This window comes from Halocatena salina (assembly GCF_023115355.1).
Classification (GTDB): domain Archaea; phylum Halobacteriota; class Halobacteria; order Halobacteriales; family Haloarculaceae; genus Halocatena; species Halocatena salina.
Genome location: NZ_CP096020.1, coordinates 378495 through 405041, shown reverse-complemented (window position 1 = coordinate 405041; position 26547 = coordinate 378495). Strand labels below are relative to the sequence as shown.

The window sequence follows — 26547 nt, the reverse complement described above, 5'->3', positions numbered from 1 at the left end:
CTGGGAAAAATTTAATACCAAACCATCACATCCGAGCCTATGGATCTAGCAGATGTCATCGACGGTGCCAGAAAGGGAAACGTTGCGCGACTCCACCACGAAACGGCTCGTCACCACGGCGATGCACCGGCGATCGAGTACCACGACCGAACGCTGACCCACGAGGAGCTTCACACCGAAAGTTCGCAGGTCGCGGGCGGACTGGCCGAGCGAGGCGTCGAACCCGGTGACACCGTGTTGGTGTATCTGCCGAACTGTCCGGCGTCTCTTATCGCCACGCTCGGCGCGTTCAAGGCCGGTGTCGCCGTCTCTCCAGTGAATCCCCAGTATCGCAAGCGCGAACTCACACATCAACTGTCAGACACGGGAGCAACGGCCGTACTTACCCACACCGCGTTGCTCGAACACGTCGACGCAGCGTTCGATGCGCTCGACACTGATCCGGTCGTTGTCGCGGTCGGGGGGAGTGCCGATCACGTCCATTCCTTCGCAGACGTTCGGGGCGAGGAGCTGTTCGTCGAACGGACGGGCGACGACGTGGCACTGTTGCCGTACACCTCGGGCACGACGGGCACGCCGAAAGGCGTCCAGCTCACCCACCGGAACGTCCGAGCACAACTGAACGCCGTGCTCGCCCGCTCTCACGAACTCGAAGCCGAAGCGGTTCGAAGCCTCGTTTGGCTCCCGTTGTACCACATCACTGGTTTCACCCACGCCGCGTTACAGCCACTGATCCGTGGTGGGCGCGTCTGTGTGCGAAGTGCTGCCAATTGGGACGCCACCGCCTGTATGGAGCTGATCGGGGAAAAGCGGATTACCCATTTCATCGGCGTCACAGCGATGTACGTCGACATGGTCACTGCCGACACGTTCGGGGAGTACGATCTGACGAGCCTCGAAACAGCCATCGAAGGGGGTGCGAAGATGTCTGTCTCCGTCCAACGAGAGTTCGAAGCGACCGCCGGTGTGGAGATGGGTGAGGGATACGGACTGACCGAAACCCATGGTGCGACACACACCCAGTCGGGATCGACGTTCGGACTTCGTCCGGGGACGGTCGGTCAACCCTCGCGCATGACTGACTGTAAGATCGTCGACGACGCGGGAACGGAGGTTCCACCCGGTGAGGCGGGCGAGCTGCTCGTCCGTGGCCCACAGGTGATGAAGGGGTATCACGACATGCCCGACGCCACCGCGGACGCCTTCACCGACGACGGTTACTTCCGGACCGGTGACATCGCACGCAGAGACGAAGACAACTACTACGAGATCGTCGACCGCAAAAAACATGTGATCGTCTCGGCTGGCTACAACGTCTACCCAAGCGAGCTTGAAGCGGTGCTCGGCGAGCACGATGCCGTCGCCGAAAGCGCCGTGATCGGTGTTCCTGACGAGCGACGAAACGAGGTCCCGAAAGCGTTCGTCGTTCCCCGGTCGGATATCGAGGTCGGTGCCGATATCACAGCCACGGAGCTTACGGAGTTCGTTCTCGACACTGTGGCTCCGTACAAACACCCCCGTGAAATCGAGTTCGTCGAGGAACTCCCACGAACGACCTCCGGGAAGATCCAGAAGTTCAAACTACAAGACACCGGCCAGTAGAACCGTCCGTGGGCTGCTATCGTTCGGAAGCGTTCGATAAGAGTGAACGAATAAACCGTCTGTTCCGCACAACGAGCGAGTCCGTTACAGTAGTACCCTCGTAACTCCTGGATCGACTATGTCTATGCATCGCTACTTCGGGATCGGCTACGGAGATGTTCAATCACATCGAACGGTTCAGATACGGCGACTCCTCAGATCAATTCCTCGAAGGAGGTCGGATATTCACGAAGCACGTACCCGTCTTCGGTGGCAGTAACGATTCCGTGGCGTTGTAGATGGTCGAGGTGAGCGTACGCCTCGCCGGGACCGTGCATGACGTGGATGCCTTCGAGATCACCGAACAGGTGCGCGCTCGTCTCCCACGCGGTCGCTGGACCGTGGTCAGCCACCACGTCACAAACCCGCTCTGCGCGCTCGCGGTGGTGCTCGACGATCGATCGGGCGCGGTCGGTCGGATCGGTGATGACGTCGCGGTGTCCCGGCCACACCCGTACGAACTCCCGCGTTGCGATCGTCTGTAAGGTGTCCCGGTAGCGTTCGAGCGGGCGGTCGACGCGAACATCCGCACCGCCGACGTTTGGCGTGTACACTGGAAGCAATGCGTCACCGCCGAAGGCCGCCAAACCGTCGTCAGTGTGAAATTCGAAACAGCACTGGCCAGCAGTGTGACCCGGTGCGTGACGCACGTTTAACCGGCGTCCAGCGACATCGATGCTGTCGCCGTCCGTGACTGTCTCGACGTGTTCCGGTTCGTCTACGAGCGTGTCACTCATCTCCAGACGATCGAGTAGGGCGTTGCGGTCTGACGCCGGAATCCCCCACGCCTCGAACTGTTCGCGCTGTCGAGTTCGGAGGGCTTCGAGCGCGGATTCCGCCCGGCGGACCAACGGAGCGTCGTCCTCGTGGACGTAGACGGTCGCTCCGCTTTCGCGTTGAATCGTCCCGGCGAGCCCCGCGTGGTCCGAGTGCCAGTGTGTCAGAACGACCGTGTCGATCTGCTCGAAATCGATATCGTGTGTCGTGAGCTGTTCCCGCAACGTCCGTTCGGTTTTGGGTGTCGCAACACCTGTGTCGATCAGCGCCACCGCATCGTCGTCTTGAAGGAGATACACGCTGTTCTCGCCTTCGAATTCGGCGTTCCCCAACCGTACTACCTGCATGATTCGATATTCCGTTGGGTGGCTATCACAGTTACGACCGCTCGATCTCTCGATGACTGGTCATTTATGTGTACGCCTGCATGTCGGTGAGTTCGTAGCCGACGACGAGCTTCTGGATCTCGGTGGTGCCGTCCGGAATCGTCATCGTCCGAGCATCGCGGTAATACCGTTCGAGCGGGTAGTCCTTCGAAAGTCCGTTGCCACCGTAAATCTGCAGTGCTTCGTTGGTCACTTCGACGGATTTCTCACACACCCACCCTTTCGAGAGCGACGACAGCATCCGGGCCTCCGGGTCTCCAGCAGCGATCCGCTCGGCGGCGTGACGGGTCAACAGCCGACTGGTTTCCAGACCAGCACGGATGGTGTAGAGCTTCTCTTGGATGAGCTGATGTTGAGCGATCGGTTTGTCGAACACCTCCCGATCGGTCGCGTAGTTTATTGCTGCCTCGTAGGCAGCCTGCATGATCCCCACGGAGATCGTCGCCATCCCGTTTCGCATCGATGCGAACATCGTGTTTAGCGGGTTCGCGCTCGTGGCTGACGTCCCGAGAAATGAATCGTCCGGATCCATCCGACCGTCACTCATGGCGTTCATCACTGCTCGTGAGAGCTTGTTGTCCCTCGGAATCCGACAGTCGTCTAAAAACATCTGTCCGGTTGGAGACCCCTTCCAGCCGAGCTTCTCGAGTTGCGTGGTTTCGAACGGCGCAGTTTTCTGATCGATAAGAAACATATCTCGGCGATCCTGTTCCTCGTCCCACGCCACGACGAGCGCGATATCGGCGATGGGCGCGTTCGAAACCCACGTTTTCTCTCCGTTGAGAACGTACTCATCGCCGTCTTTGACGGCCGTCGTGTTCGGAACTTTCGTGTCGGAACCGCCATCTGGTTCCGTGATCGCGAAACAGCCGACGAGTTCGTTGTTTTCCAGTTCGGTGGCGTAGGCGTCTCGGGTTCGCTCCGAAAAGAGGTCCATCATCTCGACCACCATCGACATCCCCATCGTCACTTGAAGGCTCGGCCAGACACGAGCTACTTCTTCGCGGACGATCGTGTTCGTGATCGGATCGTCGAAGGTGTCTTGAGCGTACGGACCGACGTCGATCTCGGCCATCGTTTGCATGTACTCGATCGCTTCCGCTTTCGTCAAGGGTGTCCGGTCGGCCTCTGGCAACTCCGGTGCGATCTCGTTTTCAAGGAACTCTCGCACCGAATCACGTACCATCCGTTGTTCTTCGTTGAGCTTCATTGGTCTCTGTACGTTCCACATCATTACCGTTCTGTGTTAAGTCTTCTCGTCAATCACGGAAAACCGGCCGTCGTTCAACTGTAAGAGCGTGTCTCTGCACCTTGAAGTGTCCACTGTTCATACAGTATTAAACGTGAGAACTGTTTGGACGGTCATCACTGTTCGAACGGAATCCACTTCCACTAGACAGATTTGTATTACAATAACTTATCATGTAAAGAATTAAATCAGAAAATATACATTATTATAGTATTGGATATTCGAATTTGTAGGGGGACATTGCGGCCTTTAAGTCGATACTAGATATAGTTGTTGATTATATTTATAAAATACTTACATTACAATTTAATATCAATTTAGTGATCGTCACAGATAGAACGATCGTTGTACGAACGTAGGCGTTGTGATCGGGTGTCCTCCGGTTTTCCGTTAATTTCCGTGTTTTGTCACGCACATCGGAAGCCCCATCACTTCTACCGACTCGACGTCGGGGGCTTTCACGACCGCTTGCCCTTTTCCGAACTTGGGGATGTCCCGTTTGAACTCGCGGGGGACGGACGGGACTTTTTCGACGATCTCCTCGCGCAGTCCAAGGAAGACGTTCGTATTGATCTGCTTGAGGACGTCGTCGTCGATGTCTTCGGGATTTTGGGTGATCATCAACAGTCCAAGCTTGTCCTTTCGTCCTTGCTTGACCGCCTCCCGTGCTCGTCGTACGATGTACTGCTCGCGGAGCAAGTCCGGTTCGGAGAAGTAGTTGTGCGCCTCGTCGACAGCCACGAGCATCGGCGTGTTTTTGATCGGATCGACGACGTGGTGGTCGTCGATCTTGTTTTCGATGATGTACGATAGGATCGAGAGCACGACGAGCCGTTCGTTGGTTCCACGCAGGTGACTCGTCGGAATGACCGTTACCTGCCCCTCTCTAAACATGTCGCTTGCGAGTTCCGGAAGCGAGGAGATCCCGTGGTCGAAGACGGTCTCGAACGTGGTGTCGTTGATCCGTCGGACCATCGCACTCCACGTCTGGTTTGCGATCTGGGCGTCGTCTTGCAGGGTTCGGTCGTTCGTGACGTACCGTTTGAACCCCTCGTACGTCGGTGGCTCGTGTTCCACGCCGTCGTCGAAATACGAATCGAGTGCCAGCTCAAGTGCGCTGCGGATCGTCTCGCGGGGCTGGTAGGGCATGAGCAGTTGTGGCCGCGATTCGACGAGTTCGAAGGGGATCCCGAACGATTGGTGGGTTCCAGTTCCAGGGGGAGAGACGTTTTCGACGGTCGGAACGAACACCTCGAGGTCGTCGACACCACCGACCTTGATACCGTGTCGACGGAGCCGTCGCTCAGCTTTCTCTCCTATGTCCGGATCGACGCCCATCTCCCAGTATTCGTTCTCCGGGTCGATTATGACGACGTTCAGCCGGCTGTGTACCGTTTCGCCGGTCTCGTGGCGTTCGATGGGGTAGCGCTTACCGTCGACGAACTGGCGAAGCAGGTTTTTCGTGAAATGTGTTTTCCCTTTCCCGGTCGATCCGGCTACGAGAAGGTGTCGAAAGACTGCGGGTTCTCCGGGCTGTTTCTCCGTCGTCTCCGGATCGATACCGGGATTCGACAGGTAGTAGGGAAACGGCTGTCTCTCGATTTCCATTTCGGTACCACCGACCGAGAGATAGCCACAAAACACGCCGTCGTCTGGAATCCCAAGTCCAGTTCTGAGATATTCGTCTTCACGGGAGAGGCTCACTGGCGTGTTCGGCTTTGGAATCCGGTTGACGATACCACGATCGAGTTCGAGTTCGTCCGTAGAAGCGTCCGGACTGAGGATCGCTATCGGATCGAGCACGGCGAGTAGAACGAACTCGGACTCGTCGAAATCCCGATGACGGCTGATGTGGTTGTGGGTGTCAGATTTGTCGTCGAGATCCGTGTACGGTTCGTACCGAAGCCTATCGGTCGCCGCGAACAGCACATCGTCGCTGTCTGGATAGGGGATCTGAACGTAATCTCCGACCCGAACCGTCTCCCGTTCGTCAGTCATGATGAACGCAGTGACGTTGTCGTCGTCCCGTCCGATCATGATCTCCTCGCTCGCCAGCACGTGCCCGATTTCGCCGTCAGCAGGATCGGTAGATGGACTGGGCACTGGCGTTTCGGGAACGCCGTTGGTGCTGGGATCGGATGTCTCAGTCGTTCGGGTGGTCCTCGTCTCGTTCGCGTCGTCTTCGAGTGCCGGGTCGTCGTTCAACAGGTCATCTATCTCGTCAGTCATCGTTTAGTGCTCTCTTCGATGTCGCTCCAGCGGCCGTCCCAGTTGTGATCAAAGGACGCTTCGCTCGAACGAATCATGTTTCGAATCGTTTCGCGGTTTTCCCTCGTAATGGTGGCGATGCGATCCGCACGGTCGATAGCACCCGGTACGTCCTGTGTTTTAGCGATCTCTTTGAGGACTTTGTACCGGATCGCGGTTCGTCGGTCCTCGTCACTAACCAGCAGGTACGGCGATTCGACGCGGAGCACGTCCCCGGTTTTTGGCAGTCGAACGTAGAAAAAGGCCCGACGGTAATCCCGTGGATCCCCGTGTGACAACTCGCCGTCGACACTGGTGAGCAGATCGACCGCCCGGTTTTCGAGGATGAGGTTTTCCTGTACGAACCATGATGTGTACGTCAGGTGATCGAGACTGTCATCTCGCAGTACCTCGCCCATGAACTGGTGGTCGCGAGTCCACGGAACGTCGAGACGACCACCGTTCTCGTCGGTGAGGTCGTTTCTGGCGATCTTCTCTTCGAGGGCGGACAACATTTCGTCGATGGTCGATGTTTTCACGACACCGACGACCGGGAGATTCGCCGTCACCTGTGCATCGATGAAGTCGACGTAATTCCGAAGAATTCGCCGGGGAAGCTCTGACGATTCCGCTGGTGTCGGTCGACCACTGTCTTCGAGTAGCAGCCAGTACACGACACCGAGCGGATACACTGCTCCGTCGATGAAACAAACGCCATCGATCTGAGTCCGGTTGCTGATGAGGTGTTCGCTTTCGGCGAGGTGTTGGGCAGCTGTTGCGACCGCTTTCGAGAGATCCCGTAGCTGTCCGACATCGGGCAACCGAAACCGGATCACCTCGCCATCGACGTTTCCGTCGGAGACGGCGGTGCTGTGAAGCGTGCTGTCGCTATCGGTGAAATACACCACGGTTTTGATCGTCCCCTCAGCTTCGATCGATCGATCGCTTTCAGCACCGGCGACACCGAGTTTCGCATACGCCGTATCGACGATCAATCCGTTGTTGAACTCGATCGGCTGCGTCGTGCTCGCGTCGAGTCCGTAGGTCGGTTGTGGCCACGGGTCTTCGTTCCACGTCCCCAGCTCTCTGAGACGGGTTTTCTGATACCGAGGCTCGCCTAACGGGACGATGGCCCCTCCCGGTTGGCCGAGGTGGTCGAACAGTTCCCGTGCGTACTCAGCCTGTTCGTCCTGTTCTCGTGGGACGTTCGCGTCGATATGCTCGAACAGATCTCGAACGACCGACAGAGCCCTCGGATCCATCAATCATCACCCACCGCCGTCGTATCACCAGCGGACCGCATCTCGATCTGGCTGGTGTTGGTTTCCTCATCAATGGTGATGCGACATTCGTTGTCCGCACCGTGGATGAGACGTTTGTCGTGGCTGACGACGATGATTTGGGGAACGTCCCAGCTTTTGATCGTGTCTAACATCTCTTCGAGTTGGCTGACGTGCCCCTCATCGAGGAACGTCGTCGGTTCGTCGAGAATGAACGGCGGAAGCGTCCCTCGGTCGTCTCCTTTCAGCTCCGCAATGAGACGATAAATTCCGGCTCGAAGCGCGAGGTTGACGATCGCCCGTTCGCCACCGCTCGCGTTGCTCGGATCCTCCAGTTGTTGGTCATCACGCAGAAGTTTCAGATCGTATTCAAAACCACCGCTGGTTTCGATCTCCCGGATGACTACTTGCTGGTAGCTGCTGTTTTTGTACACTTCATCGAAGATGTCGTTCGTGTATTCGCGCAGATAACTGAGATACTGCTCGCGTAGCTTCGATTTCGAACGGCGATAGACGGCCAGCATCGTATCGATCTCCCCGACGGTTGCGTCCGCCCACCGGTGGTAGCGCTCGTAGCGGTCGATATCATCTTTCAGCCCGCGAAGGCTTTCTAGATCTTTCTCACGGGAGGTCCGCTTTTCTCGGAGAGACTGTATCTTCGATTCGTGCTGTGTTACCGTCGCTTCTCGCTCCTCGATCCGTTCTGTCACCTTCTGGCGGTTCTCGCGGAGAGTGTCGATGTCTGTTTCGCCGAGTTCCACCTCGAACTCCTCTTTTTCCCGTTTGAGCGTACTGAGGCGCTGATTTAGGCTCTCGATTTTCTCTTCACAGTGGGCGATCGTCTGTTTCAGCCGATCGATCTCGCTGCGGTGTTCACCGATCGCCTCGTACCGTTCGACTGCTTGCTCGACGACAGATTTCTCCTTTTCGACCCGTTCGACCTGTTTTTCAGCGGTTTGCACCGCTTTCTTACACTCCGTAACCGTCTGTCGTTGGGACTGGATCTGTGATTCTACCGCTTCGATGTCCGTCCGGATTTCTTCGAGGTCCGTCTCGTACTCTTCGACCATCGTTTCGATCTCCGTAACTGCGTCTCGAAGCGTTTCTACGGTTTCTCGGTGGCGTTCGACCGCTTCGAATGCCGCACGAACCACGTTTCCCTCCTCGATGGCCGCTTGGTGGGATTCGATCAGCTCTTCCCGTTCGGCTGCGTCCCGTTCGAGTGTTTTGATGTCGGCTTCGAGTTCCCGAACGGCGTTCTGTCGCTCGCCGAGCTCGGTTGAGAGCGAATCGATGTCCGCCTGAGCCGCTTCGATCTGCGTACGTTTCTCCTCGCGCTCGTTCCGACGCGGTGTGAGGACGTCTGCTCGGTAGGCAATCGCGTCGTGAACCCCTTTCAACAGGGCATCCACGTCGTCGCGTTCGTCCTGTCGGTCGGCCTTAGCCGCGCGTCGCTCGGAGAGCGTGTCCGTTGTCGTGGCCAGCTCTTCTCGTTGTCGTTCGATCTCCTCGTCGACGTGTGCGTCTTTGATCGGCTGTCCACACGTCGGACATGTCTCGTGGTCGTCGAGCGTTCGAAGCGTTTCGAGTTCCGACTCGATCTGTTCCTTTCGGGCGTCGAGACGGGCGATCTCCTCGTTGATGGACTCGATTTCGCTCGTCAACGTCGACCGTTTGGCAGGGATCCGTTCGTCACGGACCGTGGCTAAGGAGTCGGGTGAAATATCGATGCCGAGCGCTCTGCTGGTCTGATCGAGTTCGTGCACACGATCCTGGAACTCCGATTCCGCTGTGGTGACAGCCTCCGTGAGAGCTTCCAGTTCACTCCGGCGCTCCTCTAGGGTCTCGTGAGCGGACTCTAGCTCGCGTTCTTGTTCCTCAATAGCGGCCCGTATCCGTTCTCGCTCGCTCGTTTTTCCATCGAGCTTCGTCCGAATCCGAGTGAGTTCCTTTTCCGTTTGCTCGCGTTTCTCATCGAGCTGCTCGATACGGGTGTCGATCCTATCCCGATCGGTGATCTCGTCATCGCCCGCATCGGGTAGGAACGCGCCCGCTTTTCGGTTTCGTTCCTCAATGCGTTGATTGAGCGTCCCTTGGGCTTTGGCTAGCTCTGTTCGCTTTGCTTCGAGTGCTTCGCGTCGTTCTTCGAGGGCGGTCTCTACCGATGCTGCCGTATCCTCTTTCTCCGAATGACGTTGTTCGAGATCCTCAAGCGCGTCTCGTGCGTTCTGTAACGCTGCCTCGCGTTTCGTTCGTTGCTGGTGTGCCGTAGTATAATCGTCTTGAACCGCCTCGACAGCGCGCCGCGCGGCTTTTTCGGTGCTCAGGTCGTGCTCAACCGATTCGTTCAGACTGGCGATCTTCGCCTCTATGTCTGTGATCGCCGCCTGTGCGGTCTCGATCTCCTCTCGCGCGTCGTGGCGCTTGCGCTCTGTCGTGGTGCGCGACGCTGCGGCCTCGGAGAGCTGCTCTTCTTTCGTCTCTATTTTCTTTCGCGTCGTTTCGTAAGCGTCGATCTGTCCATCGAGGGTCGTCCGGTGCTGTTCGAGCTTTTCGATGTACGCCTTGATCTCCGCTTTGTCCGCTTTGACCTCCTGTATCTCCTCGGTCAACTGCTGGATCTCCGCCTCGAACTGCGCTTCGTCTCGCTCGTACTCTCGTTCGCGTTTTTTCTCTGCGTTCTCACGCGCCGTTTCGTTGGCCCGTCGAACGCGCTTTGCCCCGCGCTTTGCGCCTTCCATCTTCGAGATGTAGGCGTCGATGGCGTCAAGATCGAGCAAACTATCGATGAGTTCAGTTCGTGTGTCCGCGTCGATGAGGCGGTTGATCTCACCCTGTCGAACGTAGACGCTCGCAGAGAAATCGTCCTCATCCATCCCGAGGAGCTCTCGCATCTTCGCTTTGACGTTACTAACCTGACTGATCGGTTCGGCAAACGCCGGCGACGTTACCGTCGCGCTCGGTCCCGTACTCGTGGCGTAAAACGTCCACTCGACGGTGTAGTCAGTTCCGTCCAGTTCGAAGGTCAACTCGACGTGGGCTTTGTCTTCTCCGCGACGAATGAGATCGTCAAGGGTGAAGCTTTGCTCACCAGCAGTCGTGATGTCTGAGAGAAACAACCCCCCAAAGATACCAACCAGTAGTGACGTCTTTCCGACGCCGTTTGCGCCATGAATCAGGATCGTTCCCTCTGGAAACGTTACGGTCTGATTCTTGTAGCTCCGGACGTTCTGAAGCGTCAGTTCTTTAATTTTCATTCGATCCCTCCGTCTGTTCGGTGTCCGCAAACGCGTTCGCTCGTGCTCGTTCGATGTCGTCTTCGATCTCGTCGGCCACGTCGCTTTTGGCGTTCGGCAACGATGGATCCCCCCGAACCCGCTCGTCGATCGCAAGGGCGGTGTCACTCAGCTCTTCATCCGCTAGCTGTTCCTCGATGATCGCATCCGGCTCTCGGACGCTTCCGTTCGGTTTCTCGTTCAGTTCGATCTCCCGTCGTCCCCGGTCGTCTTTGACCTTACACACTGCTGCGCCTCGATCCATGACTGCGCTGTACACGTCGCTCGACGTCACAGCGGTGCGCACCCCATGGAGGGTAGTGTGCGTGACGGTGTTATCGAGATCGTACTGATCGAGTGCCGACGCGACGCGACCATGGACATCACCGTCGCTGAACTCGATCGAGAGCGATACGAATTCACGGGTGTCGAGTTCGTGTCTATGCCGGCGGAGCGTTCCATCCTGGATCTCTAGGAGACTGACGCTCCGCGGTTCCGTTTCGTCGATACTACACCGCTCGGTCGAGCCAGCATACCAGACTGGAACGCCGGCGATGGTGGTCTCGACCGGCTTGTGGTAATCACCGAGCGCGAGCGCATCGATATCGATCCCGACGCGTTCGAGCACTTCTGTCGTCGGATGGTCGGCGATAACGTCCTCGGGCCCCGGAATTGGTGGAGTGAGGAGCTGATGCATGCAGAGGAGTGTGAACGTATCCGACGCTTCCGGTGGCTCCAGAGTGAAGTCTGTGGAGTGCCACGATGGACTCGTAACGGCGTCGATCCCATAGAGCGCGACGTCATCGACCATCGTCGGGGTTCTCGACAACCGGTGAGCAGTCCCCGTCTCGTGAATGAGATCGAGCCACTGCTCGTCCATCTTCCGATCGTGGTTTCCAACGATGCCGTAGAAGGGGATGTTTGCCTCTTCGAGTTTCCGAAGCGTTTGCACACAGCGGGTAACCTCTGGAAGAGATGGCATCCGGCTGTCGAACAGATCGCCGGTGTGAATGACAGCATCGACGCCTTCGTTCACGGCGATATCGATGGACTGCTCGAACGCTGCCGCCATGTCATCCGCTCGTATCTCATTCCCGTATTGACGGTTTCCGAGGTGAGTATCGCTAACGTGAAGGAGGGTCGTCATTGCTATCGTATTTGTTATCTTGCCGTCCGAGCGGGGTAAGCGTTTGTGAACCGGAGTGCCCGAGCAGTAGGGGTACGAACCATCGACACCGACATACACATGTGATATCAAATAAGTTCTGATTATCAAAATATATCATATAATAAATTTAATCTGACATTATTGGTTTGAACGACGTTTCGACCGAGATCCAGTTCCATGTGTTTTGGGATGTTTCACGCGCCGGTAATAACGATTTCTATCTCTATCGAGGGTCGTGTTGTCGATTATCGGTTCGCTTTTCGCTATCGAACTACTGCCACGAAGGCTACTCACAGCTAGCCCTCTTCGTTTTACCAATCGAAACTATCCCCATAAATATAATTTTTCTATCATAGTTAGATATCTGATCACTATCGACGACAGTAAGCGGCCCGATTCGAACGAATGTATCTCGTTCGGCGTTCGTATATAGTGATCTCAAAATGGCTACTTGATTTTATAGTTCTGATCCACCATAGCTCAAGGTAGGTGTTGTAGAATGAGTGATCGATCGATACCAGGGTACACGCTCGGCGAAGAATCGATTCCTGAGCCGCCCATCGGGATGGAGGAGTTCGATCGGCTCAAACAGTCCATCATGTTCACCGAGGACGACGAGGAACACCTGCGGGAAGCCGGTACGGTGCTCGAACCCCAGATCGAGGAGATTCTCGATCTCTGGTATGAGTTCATCGGTGATCACGAGTTTCTCCTCCACTTTTTCACTGATACTACGACCGGCGAACCGGACGAGGAGTATCTCGAACGGGTTCGCAGCCGGTTCGGTCAGTGGATCCGGGATACGTGTGATACACCGTACGACGAGGCGTGGCTCGCCTACCAGTTCGAGATTGGCCATCGCCACCACCGATCGGGGAAAAACCGGACTGACGACGTCGATTCCGTCCCGAACATCGATCTCCGGTACGTCATCGCGTTCATCTATCCGATCACGGCGACGATTCGGGACTTCCTCGCTACCGGCGACCACGGCGAGGCAGCGGTTGATGCGATGTACCACGCGTGGTTCAAATCGGTCGTGTTGCAGGTCACGATCTGGAGCTACCCTTACGTCCACGACGACGATTGGTGAGCGCGCTATCTTTCTACGAGGAGAAAATCCGCTGGTTACGGCGGAAGTGAACCGGACACCACCGATATAAACCACTGTCGATTTACGTCCCGTGCCTGAAATCGAGAAGGTGAGATGGATCTCTATCGAAATATATCGACTCCTGTCGCTTTCAACTCGGCAGTCGTATTCACTCGATCGTGATCGATCGACGTGTCTCTGCAAGCAACGACTGCACGTCGACCGGTGTTCCGGTTCGGTTGCTTTTCATCGCGGCTGCTATCAACGCCATCGACTGGAGGTTGTCTCGAACGTTCGTTGCCATCGGCTCGCCGCCGTCCAGCCAGTCTACGAACTGTTCGATGAGCCACGTGTTGTCCCATTTGTCCTGTTCGTCGAGAGCCACCGGTGTGCCCGCCGTCGTCCGTCCACCGACGACACCCTCTTGTTCAGGATCGTACGGATATCGAACCAGCTCCCGATCGTCGAGAACGAGGGTTTCGTTCCGGCACTCTGCACGAAGGTAATCGCTGTTCCATCCGTTGAGTGTGACGGCGTTTGCCTTCGCGCCTTCCCACGTCGCTCGTGTTCCGTTCTCGAATCGGAGCTGTACCAGTGCTTGGACGTCACCCTCGTATTCAGCCCATTCGGGACACCACGTGTCTGCATACACCGTTTTACACTGGCTGCCGGCCATGTCAGCGATAAAATCGAGCTGGTGGACCGCTCCTTCGATCATGAGAACGTCCTCCATTTCGTGGCGAAACGCGCCCCACGTTCCGTAGGAACGAGCGTTGCACGTGAATCGACCGACGAGGTAATCGAGCTGTCCAGCGGTATCGCGCCGTAGTTGTCTTCTGAACGATGTTTTATCCCTGTCGAACCGGTGGCTCATCGTGACACCCATCTTCAACCCGGCTCGAGACACTTTCTTAGCGATCCGAACGGACGCCTCGAGCGAGTCGGCGATCGGTTTCTCGCTCAGGATGTGAAGGTCGTGTTCGATGGCCGCGTCGACGACGTCTTCGTGGAGCCACGGAGGGATCACGATCGTGCAGGCGTCGGCCTCGACTGCCTCGAAAGCGGTCGCTACATCGGTGTAACACTGGTCTGGGTCCAGTCCGAGGTGCTCGATCGCGTTCTCGTGTTGTTCTGAATCCACATCGACCGCGGCAACGACGTCGATCAGCCCGTCCTCGACGTTCTCGGGTAGATACGTCGAACACCAGTGTGCACCCTGTCCTCCAGTCCCCACCTGAATGATTCGATACGTCATGACTACGATCGGTCGAGACGGCGATATCCAATAACTGTTACTGATTCGGAAGTATGTGGCGGCAGGTGGAACTACTCCTTGAGTGCTCCCTGTGTGAGACCACTGACGATGTGGTCCTGAGCGAACATTACGAGTACTGCCATTGGGATCACGCCGATGATGCTCGCCGCCGCCATCAGATCGTAGGCCACCTGTTGGCTCCCTTGGAACTGGAAGATACCGTGTAGAATCGGTGCCCCTCCAGTGGCCGTCCCGCTCACCATCAGATACGAGAAGAAGAACTCGTTGTAAACGATGATGAATGAAAGGATTCCTGCGGTGGCGAATCCGGGAGCCGACAGCGGGATGATGATCCGAACGAGCGCGCCGAGCCGTGTCGAGCCTTCGATTCGTGCAGCGTCTTCGAGCCCCTCCGGGATCTGGGCGTAGAACGTCGACAGCAGAAAGATGATCAGCGGCATCGTGAGCGCACTGAGCGGCATGACGATACTCCACGGGGTGTTGTACAGCATCGGCGATTGTACGCCGAGGAACTCGATGTTCGCGGTGAACAGTTGGAAAAGCGGAATCAGAAACGCCACACCGGGGAAATACGAGACCACGAGTACGACCAGCAACAACGGCGTGCGTCCCGGGAAGTCGTATCGACCGAAGACGTAGCCGGCAATGCTGCCGACGAACAGCACAACGATCGTTGTCAGCGTGGCGATAATAACGCTGTTCAGCATGTAGATGTGGAAGGGGATCGTCTCGAACACTTCGACGAATACCCACGGCTGAAAGCCCTTCGGAAGCAGCCCCATATCCACGATCGATCGGTTCGGTGTCAGGGCGATCACGAGCAGCCAGTAAAACGGAAACAGAGACGCGAGCAGGAAGAACGCGATCACGACGTACAGGAGCACGCGGTAGGCCGACTCTGGGCGCTCGATGGCCCGTCGCGCGTACTGCTGGATTAGGTTTCGTTCCGTATCTTCACGGTCTCCCATCATCAGATACCAAGCCCCCCACCTTCTTCGCCGCGGAATTGGACGAGATAGATCAGTAACAACAGCCCGATGGCGATCGCAATGAGAAATGCGATCGCCGCTGCTGAGCCGTAGCGGTGGGCGTTCCACGTCGTGACGACGAGACAGCTCACTGTCGGCACCGTGTTACAGCTAGCGACGGTCTCAACGACGCCGTACACTTTGAGCGCCGCGATCGTCCGAAAGAGTAGGGCAACGAGGAGCGCGGGCAACACCAAGGGGAACGTGATCGTCCGGAAGCGCTGCAACCGTGAGGCTCCCTCGACCTTGGCTACTTCATACAGCGACCGATCGATGCTCTGGAGTCCAGCGAGTATCAGCAATGCCATGAACGCCGACTGTTTCCAGATGTCGGCGAGGATGCTGATCAAAAGCGCATCCTGACTGTTCGCAAGCGGCGAGGAGGAAATGAGCCCGAGATCGTTCAGTGGACCAACCGCGAAACCGATCGAGGGCTGGAACATGAGATAGAAGATCATCCCCTGAATCACGATCGGGACGGCCCACGGAAGGATCATGGCGACACGCGCAAAGCGCCGCCCGCGAAAGCGTTGATCAAGCACCAGCGCCATCGCAAAGCCCAAGATCGTCTCGATCACGACTGCACCGAGCGTAAACAAGAGCGTCACTGGCACAGCACTCGTAAAGGGTCGGCTCAGATCGAAAAAGGGCCGTCGGAGAATCGGATTCGCTTTGCCGGTCAGTAGATCGACGTAGTTCTGTAGCCCGACGAAGCCTCCAACGAGATCGGGGCTCAGTACGTTGTCGGCGTGCAATGAGAGGTTCGCTGTGTACAGCAGTGGCCAGATCGCCATCGATCCCAACAAGAGCAACACCGGGATCAACATGAGATAAACGAACTGGGTTTCGCTCAAGCGTTCGATACGATCCAACACGGCAAGATCGAGCCGATGGCTCGGTCGCCGTGTGTCCGTCGATGGTGTGTTTTCCGTCGCCATAGCTCAGACTGATCCTTCGATCCGTTTGAGACGATTCGCAAGCCGATCCATTCCCTCCTCCGGTGTGTAGTCTCCCATCATCACTCCGTTTGCCTCTTGGGCAACGACCTGTGACTGCTCGGGCCAGATCGTCGTTGCCGGTCTGGCAAGCGAGTGTTCGCTGGCGTAGGTGAGCGTCTCGACGTACCGACCCATGATCGAAACGTCGGTCGCACTGGCAAGCACGTCAGGTATCGGCGGGATATGACCGATGAGCGAGAAGTTTGCGAGCTGGAACGATTCGGTGGTAAGCGCTTGGAGGAATTCGACACAGGCCTCCCGGTGTTCGGTCTCGGGGTTCACCGCGTAGTTCCATCCACCGAGCGCCGCGATCGATCCGCCTGTGCCGGGATATTTCCCATCACCTTCGGGTACGCCGTAGGGCATCGGCATCACGCCCATCGATTCGCCGAGGGCATCGCTGGCACCGTTGATGTTGATCGAGTACGGCCAGTTGCGCAGTGCGACCGCGTTGTTCTGCGTGAACGGCCGCATTGACGGCGAGAGTCCCCACTGAAAGGCCTCCGTCGAGGTAATCCCCCCGGTGAACCCGTCCAGCGTATCGGGTGTGTCCGTTCCATGGATGAACGTCCGTGCCATCCGGAGCGAATCGAGCACGGGTTTTTCGGTGACCGTTACCGGTCGATCTCCGATCGTGTAGAGGTTTTCCATTGGATTTCCGAAATACGCACCACCCCACGAACTCAGAAACTCGTTGAACACACAGCACGCGAGTTGCAGTTCGGAGGCAGCCTGCCAGTTGAATCCGTAATCGACGTCGGATTGCTCGTAGACGTCCTGTAGCTCGGCGGCGAACCGCTTCCAAGAGAGCGGATCGGTCGCGTGTTGTTGCCAGTCGTACCCGGCGTTCTCCACGAGATCGCGTCGGTACTGGATCGTTGGCAGGTCGGGATACAGCGGTACGGCATACAAGTTTCCGTCGTCACCGGTCGCCGACTGGACGCTCTGGGCGACGTACTGCTCTCGGATCCGGGTGAGCGTCTCGTCGGGGAGCATGTCGTCCAAGCTCAACAGCTGGTCTCGGACGATGAACGGTCGGATCCACCCGACGTCACAGACCAGCAGGTCGGGCGTAGAGAGTCCCGCTGAGAGCCACTGCTGATACTGGGCGAGCGAGTCGTCCGTCGTCTGGCCCGGACTCGCCATCTCGATGTGGATATCCTCGGACATGCCCGCATCGTAGAGGTTTTGTGTGACCTCCGAGGCGGCGTTGCGCCATTCGTCGGGTGCAGTTATCTGAATCGTCGTTCCGTTCGATCCACTCGACGTCTCTCCCCAGCTCAAACAGCCGGCCAAACTGACGATTCCACCCGCACCGACGGACCTGAGGAGGTCGCGTCGATCGATCGAACGGACCTGGTGGTATGAACGTTCGCTCATCGTGTTGGCTTGGTCGGCTCCGAGACGATGCCGTGTGCGATCGCTTCGCCTGTTGCGGTCTCGAAAAGGTGAATGCTCGTCCGATCGAAGACGATCTCGACGGATTCGCCCTCTTCGATCGTCGAGTCGGAGGGTGCGCTCATCAGGAACTGCGAACGGCCCACGGTCTCGTCTTCGGCATCGGACCAGTCTCCGCTCGTGGCTTTTTCCAGTCCCGCGTCCAGATAGACGAAGATCTTCTCTCCGATCGGTTCGAGTACGTCGACGGTTGCGTCGATCGGCTCGGTGTTCTCCGGCAGGTCGGCGTCAGGGAAATGGATGTGTTCGGGACGGATCCCGAGTGTAACGTCGGACACACCATCGCAATCGATATCACCGAGATCGATGCGCAGGCTTTCGGCGACGAACTGTGTCCCCTTGATCGAACCGTCGACGAAGTTCATCGAGGGAGAGCCGATGAAGCCGGCGACGAACCGATTGGCTGGCTCGTTGTAACAGGTCAGTGGCGGAGCGATCTGTTGGAGCGTCCCGTCGTTTATCACCGCAACGCGATCCGACATCGTCATCGCCTCCTCTTGATCGTGCGTGACGTAGATCGTCGTCACGTCCAGCTCACGCTGGAGCTGCTGGAGTTCCGTGCGCATGTGGACGCGCAGCTTCGCATCCAAGTTGGCGAGCGGCTCGTCCATCAGAAAGACCGACGGATTGCGAACGATCGCACGGCCGATCGCGACGCGTTGGCGCTGGCCACCGGATAGCTCGCTCGGACTGCGCTCAAGCAGCCCTTCGAGTTGGAGCGTCTCGGCGGCGTCGTTCACTCGTCGCTCGATCTCCTCCGGATCGGTGTTGCGGATTCGGAGTCCATAGCTGATGTTATCATACACGTTCATGTGGGGAAAGAGAGCGATGTTCTGAAAGACCATCGCTAGATTACGATCCTTCGGCGGAAGGTCGGTCACATCTTGATCGTCGATGAACACCTTTCCGTCGCTGGGTGTCGTTAGCCCTCCGATCATCTCGAGCGTCGTCGATTTTCCACAGCCGGACGGACCGACGAGCGAGATGAACTCGCTATCGGCGATGTCAAGGTCGATCCCGTCGACCGCGACGACGTCGTCATACTGTTTGGTAACCGTTGCTAAACGAAGCGATCCCATACTGTTTTACAGTCTCTATTACATCATAAATAGATGTTGGTCGTTGGGGTGGTTCTATATGCAACACGTCATTCGAGTCGGATCGTGTTTACGCGGACGGTTCCACCACGAACCACGAGACAGAGATCCTGTCTGTTTCCAGTCATCCCGCTCACGGGGATAGAGAGCTCCGTGTATTCGTACACGTCACCGGTCGACGGCACGTCGGTCCGGCCGAACAACCGTCCGGATCGAGAGCCATGGCGGAGTTCGATCGTCGTCGAGGTGGGCTCCGATCGGGCGACCGAAACGGTCGCTTCAGTTGGCTTGTGTCGGAGATCGACATCGGCGAACGAGATCCACGATCCATCGGTCATGCCGACGACCGTTCCGTCCATCCGTGACCGATCGAGTAGCTCGACCTCCGACCACGACCAGTCGTCGGCATCGACTGCCCGCGTCTCCTCGGATAGATCGCGCGGTGGAATCCGTTCACCGTTGACCCGTAGTGATCCGCGTAGCCGGATGTCATCGGAGGCAGCACCGACGAGCACCGAATGGCTCGCCCGTTCGACGATCCGTTTTCGTCGTGTTACGTCCCAAACGGAGAACGCCTCGTGATCGATGGCGCATTCGACCGTCGTGCTCTCACCGGGTGCGAGGTGCACCCGATCGAATCCCCGGAGAACGCGATCGGGGTGAGTTGTTCCTGACTGGTGCCGTGTGGTGTAGAACTGGACGACTTCGTCAGCAGCCATCGATCCGGTGTTGGTCACTCGGACGCTGATGGTCGCGGTGGCACCCGATTCGAGCGGCCCTCGTGGGGACACACGGAGATCGTCGTATTCGAAGCTGCTGTATGAGAGTCCGTGCCCGAATGCGTACAGCGGATTCGCCTGTCCGTAGCGATAGGTCATTCCCGTTTCGGCGATGTTGTACTCCGTTATGTCCGGCAGTTGCTCGACAGATCGCGGCCACGTCTGGGGCAACCGACCACCGGGAGAGATGTCGCCGACCAACACGTCGGCCACCGCGCGACCGGTTTCCTGCCCGGCATGGCTCGTCCACAGGATCGAGGGAAGACGCTTTTCTTCTTCTACGCGAACGGGATAGCTGCTTTCGATAACCAGTACGGTCTGTGACTGGGCGTCAGCGACGCGCGCGAGTAACTCCCGTTGGGACGGAGCAATGGCAAGCGTTTCGCGATCCCGTGTTTCACGGCCACCCATCAGGGGGTGTGTGCCGACCACGACGACAGCGACGTCCACGTCGCTCGCGGTTTCGATCGCCGTCTCGATACCGTCGTGGCGTACGTCGCGAACGAATCTGGTGGCGTCGGACCGCTGTTCGGCAGTAGCGTGAAGCGATCCATCCGTGATCGCTACGTAGCGATCGCTGCTCGGGTGTCGAAGCACTACACCATCGTCGACATCGACGAACTCGAAGGCCTCTTGGACCACCTCCCAGCCCGCGGGCCGTTCCGAAGAGTTGATGAGTTGGTCGCCATCGACAGTCACGTACCGGTCGTTCGCCGTTGCCCGGAGCGTCCATGCGGTTTCCGTCCACTGTACCGTTTCGAACAGCTGTACGTTAGGAGCGTCGGTATCGCTGAGTCCGAGGACGCCGCCGCCTTTGCCGACACCGGCTGTGACGTACTTCCCCGAGTCCCGTTCCCGAAGCGCGATCCGATCGGCGCCGACGGCGGTGTGAACCTGTTCGGCACCGATCCGATCGCGTACACCGTCCTCGGGGGTGTTCCGGTACGGCATCGTCCCGCTGTACCAATCCTCGAACAGCCTGTCGGATAAGGGTCCGAGAACGGCAACGCTGTCGTCTTCCGAAATCGGAAGCACTTCGGGATCGTTTTTGAGGAGAACGGTCTGTTTGCGTGCTGTCTCACGGGCCAGCTCTCGATGAGCAGGCCGTCCGATGACGTCAGCAGTGAGATCCGCGTAGGGATCTTCCGACGGCGGCAAAAACTCTCCGAGCAGTGCCCGAACCCGTAGAACGTGACCGACTGCTTCGTCGAGATCCGCCTCGTCCAGATACCCCGCATCGAGCGCGCCGAGTAGTGCCTCGGTCGTGGTTGAACTGTCGGATCCATGTTCGGTGAAGCTGTCCAAACCCGCGGTCAGTGCACTGGCGCGGGCTTTCTCCTTCGATTCGAAGTAATCTTGGGCCTCGGTCAGGTTCATCGGTGCCCACGCGTCGCTGACGTTCAGCACCGATCCACCGTCGGGTGCCCAATCGCGGACGTATCGGTTCAAAAACGGTGAGACCGTCATCGGCCGCCCGTTGAGGAGGTTGTACGATGCCATCACTCCGACAGCGTTGCCTGCCTCGATCGGGGGACGGAAAAACGGGAGGTAATAGTCGTGTAACAGCCGGGGCGGTATCTCGGCGTTGGTGGTCGTCCGATCGGTCTCATTGTTGTAGCCAATGAAATGTTTGAGCACCGGTGCCGTTTTGAGATAGTTCGGGTCGTCACCAGTGAGACCGTCCGTGTATGCTGTTGCGATCGCACCACTCAACAGGGGATCCTCTGAATACCCTTCTTCGTTCCGTCCCCACCGAGGATCTCGGAGCGGATCGACCGTTGGCGACCAAACGTTGAGACCGACTGTTCCGGAACTGGCGTTGTGTTTTCCCCGGACCTCATCACCCACGGCACTGCCGACTCGTTCGATCAACCCCGGATCCCACGTGCTACCCAGTCCGATGGCCTGCGGAAAGACGGTCGCTTCCCCGAGCCACGCAACGCCGTGTAACGCCTCCGTCCCAGTCCGAAACGAATCGAGATCTACGCTCGGAATCGACGGTTGGTACTGGTGTAATAACGACACCTTCTCCTCTGTAGCGAGACGATCGATCACTTCCTCGATGTGGTCGTTCACGCGCTCTGAGCCACGCGCTTGCTCTTCGGTGCGATCCTCTTCAGAATCTGCACTCACGGCGGTACCGGTCAACGCCATCCCAGTCCCGATCCCGACGATTGCGAGTAGGTTTCGGCGAGTCGTATCCATCATCCTTCGAAACTCCATCAATCAACTGCATGTGCATGAATAAAAATACACCGCAGATGTCAACTACTGATGACGCAGGAGTACGACTATCCTTGTTCTATTTTACAGAATATATGACAGTGGATTCTCCCGGTTGTCACACTGCTGATCATCCGAAGTGCGGGTCGCGATTACAGGTGTACGCCTGTAATAAACAGAGCGATTCGGCGTGTCCGACGGCAGAGCGGTGTCCGGAACGGTCGTTCCACCTCGTTGTGGGTCCAGTTCGGTTGTTCTTTATTACAGAATATTTTCTTTCGAAAATCCCATCACATTTATCGAAGAACGGCTGTCAGTCGCTCTGAGTGAGCGACGTACCGGGGAGAAACGGGGTCTTAATCCGAATGCACGAGTGTCATGGGATCTTTAGCCTCGGCGTCGAAGGGGAGAAGGCTGACTTCGAACGACGTTTCGACCGGTTTGACTTGATGTTCCTCGAATGGAGCGATCGGCGTGCCACCGACGCCGGAGACGCGGTGATCGAGGTTGACCGCAACCGATCCCCGGTCTTCGAGTTCGTACTCGTGGTCGGCCGCTGCTAGGTTCGAAAACCGATTGCAACTCACGTTCATCGGCTCCGCTCCGAGGGCGAGTAGTCCGCTTTTCTCGTCAGTGAGCGCCACCCACTTGGTGTCCGTCTTGTTGCCGTTGTCCGTCGGTGGGAGGTAGGGTACGTACTGGTCGGCCACCGTTCCGGCGTATCGACCGATGTCGACGCCGGTTTTTCGATCCGGATACGTCTCCTGTGGTCCCCGACCGTACCACTCGACGTCACCAAAGCGGCTCGGTAGCTCCAGTTGTACTCCGACTTTGGGAAGGTATCCCGTAACGATGGCTTTCAGTTCGTCGTTCGGCACTGCGTCGACGGTGATCGTGATGGCACCGTTGCCGAAGACCCGATACTGGTAGGTCGTCTCGAATCCGGCTGGAGACGCCCCGTCTGCTTCGTTCCCGCGGGCGAAGCCCTCGATATCGACCCGAACGTGCTCGTCCGTTCGTGAGACGCTCACGGACTCGACGTGGTGATCGAGTGCGTCCAGTCCGGCTGTCCGCCAGTCTGAGACCTGCTCACCGTTCCACTCTTGGGCGTCGTTCATGAGCGGCGCACGCCATGCGTTGAACAACGGTCCCCGATCGAGAATGTCAGTTCCCTCGTGGCGCATCGATGTGAGGGTCCCCGCCATTTTGTCGATCTCGTATTCGAAGTTCGTTCCCGTGACTGTCACCGCCGTCGCCGTTTCGGACACGCGTGGCGGTTGCCCGGCACCAACTGCCGTTCGTTCCGGCTGCTCGACCGGTATCTCGAACTGTTCACGGGCGACCTCGTGACCTGCATCGGCGTAGTCAGTCTTGTCGGACTGTTGAAACGAAAGATGTAACCAGTACTCCATTCCGGGCACAGGATCGGTCGGTTGCTCGAACGGCACCTGTACTGGTCGTGTCTCTCCCGGTTCGATGTCGAGATCCAACGTGCCCGACTGGACCACCTCGTCGGCAACGAGCGTCCACCGACAGTCGAGTTCATTCACGTTCGTGAACTGGTGGTGATTGGTGACGTACAGCTCCCCTGCAGATAGATCGAGCGATTCGGCTTTCACCGGCTGATGGCTGTGTTTGAGCTGCCAGAGTTCGGGTTGTGGTTTGCGGTCGGACCAGACCATCCCGTTGAGACAGAAGGGATTCCCATCGTAGAACTGGTAGCGTCGTTGCTCCCCGTCGTCGGTGGTCGTCCGTGTGAGATCCTGGTTTACCCAGTCCCAGATGAAGCCGCCGTGGAGGCTTTTATCGCGCAACAGCGTCTCGAACGAGTAGTCGAGAACCGTCTCTTCGGGATCGAGAGTCCGTATCTCGTCGACCGACAGCGCGCGATCGAAAACGCGAACGGAATCGATCGTCACGGGCGGTTCGGATCGGCCGCGGTGGCCGGACGTTCCGATCCGAACCGTCCCTCCGTTATCGATCTGTTCCGGTGACCGACCGGTTTCGGTCACCAGTTCGTCGTCGAAGTACAACTGGAGACGATCTTCCCGACAGATGCCGACGAGCGTGTGCCATCCCTCTTCGCTCGCCGCTGTCAACGGCGATCCGACAACCGAACGGTCACCCACGCTGAACGCTGGCCGACGACCGGGTTTAAGCGACAGCGCGTACTGTCCGTCGTTCGAAACGAGATCGATGCTCGTTTTCGGATGGATCTCGGCGAACGAAACCGCGATCGAAAATCCAGGGGTGGTGAAATCGAGTGCGTCCGTGTCCTCAACGGCGACGTGATCGTCGCCACGAACGGTGATACACCCGCCTGTCTGTCCGGTATCGACGGTCGGCGACCCGACGAGAACGCCGTCGTGATCGTTTTCAGACCTATCGCGGGCGCGCCTGACTGTCGGCTGGATGTGTTCGGACCACATCCGGTGAACGAGTCCGAGACTGTTCCCCATGGCGTGATTGTACTCCCCCATCACGACCGGTCGGTTGCCTGCACCGGGCGAGCCGTCACCACTGGAACGATCGCCGAACCGGGGACTGTCGCTGACATCAGCTCCTTCCGCTAGTCCCAACAACGTGTCGAGTTCGATGTACCGTGGTCCGAGCATATCGGCGAATTCGATGTCCCATCCGCCGTGGTTCGGTTGGTGGTACAACAGCCGATCCGGAGCTAGTCCGGGCGTTTCGACGGTCCCCTCGGAGGCCTCGGACGGTTCTCCGGCGATCCGAGTCGCATCGGCGGTACTGTCTGGGATCGTCGGATCGTCCGGTCCAACCGCCAGAGCAGCCATGTCGATGTGCTCGGCCGCTGTTCCCGCCTCGTTGCCCGTTGACCACGAGAACACCGACGCGTGATTGCGGTCCCGAAGTACCATTCGCCGGAACCGGGAGATGGCCTGTTCGTGGTAACCATCCGTTTCGGCGAGCACACCTTCCCACCAGTGTGTTTCACAACAGGCCTCGTCCATCACGTAGATGCCGTATTCGTCGGCGAGCCGAAGAAACGTCGGATCGTTCGGATAATGCGACGTTCGAACGGCGTTGACGTTGAACCGCTTCATCAGTTCGATGTCGGCTCGCATCGTTTCGAGGGGCATCGTTCGTCCTGTCTCCGGGTCGGTTTCGTGGCGGTTCGTGCCACGTAGATTCACCGGTTGACCGTTGACCAACACCTGCGCACCGGGACCACCACGACTGGTTTCGTAGGTTCTGAAACCCACTTTGTCGAGCAACACTTCCGTCGTTCGCCCGCGTTCGGAAATCAGTTCGAGCACGAGCGTGTACAGGGTCGGCTGCTCGGCGGACCACTGCTCGGGACGCCGAATCGTGCGTTCCATACTCACGACCCCGCCGTCGGAGTCGACTGTCGTCTGACCGACCAGCTCCGCTTTCGTCCCGTCACCGTCCGGTTCGTAGAGCGAAGCGCGGATCGAATACGTGTCCCCTTCAGCGCCGGCGTAGTTCGTCAACTCGGCATCGATCCGTAGGTTCCCGTCCCGGTATGCGTCGTCAAGCTCGGACTGAACGGCGAAATCCCGAACGTGGACGGACGGCGTTGAGAACAGATAGACGTCCCGGTAGATCCCGGCGTACCGGAACATGTCGATCGCTTCGAGCGCCTCTCCGTCGGAGAAGCGGTACACCTGAACTGTGATCTCGTGTTCGTTGCCGGGGGTGACGTGTTCGGTGATGTCGAATTCACCCGGCGTCATCGATCCTTGCTGGAAGCCGACGTACTGATCGTCTATCCACACGAAGTACGCCTGTTTGACGCCAGCAAAGTGAACGAACACCTGTCGGTCGTCCCAGTCGGCAGGAACGCGAAACTCTCTCTGATACGTGCCCGTAGGGTTTACGTCGGGAACGTCGACGCTGCCATCGCTTGGAACTAGGTCGCCCTCTAGTTGTGGCTCATAATGCACCCACGTCTCTTGCCAGTTGGCGTAGATCTGCTGGTCGTAGCCGTCGATCTGCCACGGACGTGGAACCGTACTGGTTTCCCAGTCGGTCGCTGCATGATCCGACGGTCTCTGGTCTGGTCGTTCGTAGAACGAAAAGCGCCACTCCCCGTTCAACAGCGTACAGTACTCCGATTCGGTGAACCGATCACCGAGCGATGTGAATCGCTCGTCAGATCGGCGGGCCGACTCGACGGAACCGTACGGTATCGTCGCCGTAGCGTGGGTCGGTTCGCGGTGCTGTTCGAACACAGACGGGTTTTCGATGTACGCATCGAGGTTGGTGATCCGGCCGGGACCACCGGTCTTCGTCGCGGGTTCGGATGGCGACGCTGCGGCGACCGTCTCGGGGGTCCACGCGGTCGCTAAGAGAGCGGATCCCCCAGTCATCTGAAGAAACCGTCGGCGAGTCGTCGCGTAGCTGTCCGTCTTCGACGTAGATGGCTCGTTTTCATTCATTGTGATGTCCTTACGGTTACTGTTAGCGGATGGTATTGCAGTACAATGAAATTAATATCTTTCCATATTACTAAAATATACTGGGTTTAGCGCCTGTTTGTGTTCTTGGTAGGACACGCGGTTCACATAGGACAGCTCACGGTATCGG

15 protein-coding genes are annotated in these 26547 nt (G+C 57.9%); 2 read left to right on the top strand and 13 right to left on the bottom strand.

Annotated elements, in window-relative coordinates; genetic code table 11:
- Nucleotides 1–39 precede the first annotated feature (39 nt).
- Entirely contained in the window at nucleotides 40–1602 is a 1563-nt protein-coding gene (locus MW046_RS14665; RefSeq protein WP_247994907.1) for a class I adenylate-forming enzyme family protein, read from the top strand.
- 194 nt (nucleotides 1603–1796) lie between these two features.
- Here the strand turns inward: MW046_RS14665 and MW046_RS14660 are convergent, their stop codons facing one another.
- The 6 genes from MW046_RS14660 to MW046_RS14635 form a co-directional block, all read right to left on the bottom strand.
- Nucleotides 1797–2765: an MBL fold metallo-hydrolase gene (locus MW046_RS14660; protein WP_247994906.1), complete on the bottom strand. Its 969-nt coding sequence runs from the start codon at nucleotides 2763–2765 to the stop codon at nucleotides 1797–1799.
- Nucleotides 2766–2829: 64 nt separating this feature from the next.
- The gene (locus MW046_RS14655) at nucleotides 2830–4014 is read right to left on the bottom strand and encodes an acyl-CoA dehydrogenase family protein (RefSeq protein WP_247994905.1); all 1185 of its coding nucleotides are present in this window, start codon (nucleotides 4012–4014) and stop codon (nucleotides 2830–2832) included.
- Between the two features lie 429 nt (nucleotides 4015–4443).
- Nucleotides 4444–6282, bottom strand: coding sequence for an ATP-binding protein (locus tag MW046_RS14650; RefSeq protein ID WP_247994904.1), 1839 nt, complete (start codon nucleotides 6280–6282; stop codon nucleotides 4444–4446).
- Complete coding sequence (locus MW046_RS14645; protein WP_247994903.1) at nucleotides 6279–7562, bottom strand: DNA double-strand break repair nuclease NurA; 1284 nt, start codon at nucleotides 7560–7562, stop codon at nucleotides 6279–6281. Before MW046_RS14645 ends, MW046_RS14650 begins: the two co-directional genes overlap by 4 nt.
- Nucleotides 7562–10837: an AAA family ATPase gene (locus tag MW046_RS14640; RefSeq protein WP_247994902.1), complete on the bottom strand. Its 3276-nt coding sequence runs from the start codon at nucleotides 10835–10837 to the stop codon at nucleotides 7562–7564. The genes MW046_RS14645 and MW046_RS14640 overlap by 1 nt, the downstream gene beginning before the upstream one ends.
- Nucleotides 10827–12002, bottom strand: coding sequence for a DNA repair exonuclease (locus MW046_RS14635; RefSeq protein WP_247994901.1), 1176 nt, complete (start codon nucleotides 12000–12002; stop codon nucleotides 10827–10829). The genes MW046_RS14640 and MW046_RS14635 overlap by 11 nt, the downstream gene beginning before the upstream one ends.
- A gap of 520 nt (nucleotides 12003–12522) precedes the next feature.
- Between MW046_RS14635 and MW046_RS14630 the strand changes: the two genes are divergently transcribed.
- Nucleotides 12523–13116, top strand: coding sequence for a protoglobin domain-containing protein (locus MW046_RS14630; protein WP_247994900.1), 594 nt, complete (start codon nucleotides 12523–12525; stop codon nucleotides 13114–13116).
- 169 nt (nucleotides 13117–13285) lie between these two features.
- On the opposite strand, the gene MW046_RS14625 is transcribed toward MW046_RS14630, so the two are convergent.
- The 7 genes from MW046_RS14625 to MW046_RS14595 all read right to left on the bottom strand — a co-directional run bounded on the left by MW046_RS14625 (nucleotide 13286) and on the right by MW046_RS14595 (nucleotide 26399).
- Nucleotides 13286–14371 carry a Gfo/Idh/MocA family protein gene (locus tag MW046_RS14625; protein WP_247994899.1) on the bottom strand — a complete coding sequence of 362 codons (1086 nt, stop codon included), beginning with the start codon at nucleotides 14369–14371 and terminating at the stop codon, nucleotides 13286–13288.
- Between the two features lie 71 nt (nucleotides 14372–14442).
- The gene (locus MW046_RS14620; RefSeq protein ID WP_368411421.1) at nucleotides 14443–15360 is read right to left on the bottom strand and encodes a carbohydrate ABC transporter permease; all 918 of its coding nucleotides are present in this window, start codon (nucleotides 15358–15360) and stop codon (nucleotides 14443–14445) included.
- 2 nt (nucleotides 15361–15362) lie between these two features.
- Nucleotides 15363–16358, bottom strand: coding sequence for a carbohydrate ABC transporter permease (locus MW046_RS14615; RefSeq protein ID WP_247994897.1), 996 nt, complete (start codon nucleotides 16356–16358; stop codon nucleotides 15363–15365).
- A gap of 3 nt (nucleotides 16359–16361) precedes the next feature.
- On the bottom strand, nucleotides 16362–17798 hold the full coding sequence (locus MW046_RS14610; protein WP_247994896.1) for an extracellular solute-binding protein: 1437 nt from the start codon (nucleotides 17796–17798) through the stop codon (nucleotides 16362–16364).
- The gene (locus MW046_RS14605) at nucleotides 17795–18955 is read right to left on the bottom strand and encodes an ABC transporter ATP-binding protein (protein WP_247994895.1); all 1161 of its coding nucleotides are present in this window, start codon (nucleotides 18953–18955) and stop codon (nucleotides 17795–17797) included. The genes MW046_RS14610 and MW046_RS14605 overlap by 4 nt, the downstream gene beginning before the upstream one ends.
- Before the next feature lie 68 nt (nucleotides 18956–19023).
- On the bottom strand, nucleotides 19024–21975 hold the full coding sequence (locus tag MW046_RS14600) for a glycoside hydrolase family 3 protein (RefSeq protein ID WP_247994894.1): 2952 nt from the start codon (nucleotides 21973–21975) through the stop codon (nucleotides 19024–19026).
- A gap of 356 nt (nucleotides 21976–22331) precedes the next feature.
- Nucleotides 22332–26399 carry a beta-galactosidase small subunit-related protein gene (locus tag MW046_RS14595; protein WP_247994893.1) on the bottom strand — a complete coding sequence of 1356 codons (4068 nt, stop codon included), beginning with the start codon at nucleotides 26397–26399 and terminating at the stop codon, nucleotides 22332–22334.
- Nucleotides 26400–26547: the final 148 nt, after the last annotated feature.

Coding starts and splice junctions, on each gene's coding strand:
- MW046_RS14660 (WP_247994906.1), bottom strand. CDS start 2,765: ATGCAGGTAGTACGGTTGGGGAACGCCGAATTCGAAGGCGAGAACAGC.
- MW046_RS14610 (WP_247994896.1), bottom strand. CDS start 17,798: ATGAGCGAACGTTCATACCACCAGGTCCGTTCGATCGATCGACGCGAC.
- MW046_RS14645 (WP_247994903.1), bottom strand. CDS start 7,562: ATGGATCCGAGGGCTCTGTCGGTCGTTCGAGATCTGTTCGAGCATATC.
- MW046_RS14630 (WP_247994900.1), top strand. CDS start 12,523: ATGAGTGATCGATCGATACCAGGGTACACGCTCGGCGAAGAATCGATT.
- MW046_RS14640 (WP_247994902.1), bottom strand. CDS start 10,837: ATGAAAATTAAAGAACTGACGCTTCAGAACGTCCGGAGCTACAAGAAT.
- MW046_RS14620 (WP_368411421.1), bottom strand. CDS start 15,360: ATGGGAGACCGTGAAGATACGGAACGAAACCTAATCCAGCAGTACGCG.
- MW046_RS14605 (WP_247994895.1), bottom strand. CDS start 18,955: ATGGGATCGCTTCGTTTAGCAACGGTTACCAAACAGTATGACGACGTC.
- MW046_RS14595 (WP_247994893.1), bottom strand. CDS start 26,399: ATGAATGAAAACGAGCCATCTACGTCGAAGACGGACAGCTACGCGACG.
- MW046_RS14650 (WP_247994904.1), bottom strand. CDS start 6,282: ATGACTGACGAGATAGATGACCTGTTGAACGACGACCCGGCACTCGAA.
- MW046_RS14655 (WP_247994905.1), bottom strand. CDS start 4,014: ATGAAGCTCAACGAAGAACAACGGATGGTACGTGATTCGGTGCGAGAG.
- MW046_RS14625 (WP_247994899.1), bottom strand. CDS start 14,371: ATGACGTATCGAATCATTCAGGTGGGGACTGGAGGACAGGGTGCACAC.
- MW046_RS14635 (WP_247994901.1), bottom strand. CDS start 12,002: ATGACGACCCTCCTTCACGTTAGCGATACTCACCTCGGAAACCGTCAA.
- MW046_RS14600 (WP_247994894.1), bottom strand. CDS start 21,975: ATGGAGTTTCGAAGGATGATGGATACGACTCGCCGAAACCTACTCGCA.
- MW046_RS14665 (WP_247994907.1), top strand. CDS start 40: ATGGATCTAGCAGATGTCATCGACGGTGCCAGAAAGGGAAACGTTGCG.
- MW046_RS14615 (WP_247994897.1), bottom strand. CDS start 16,358: ATGGCGACGGAAAACACACCATCGACGGACACACGGCGACCGAGCCAT.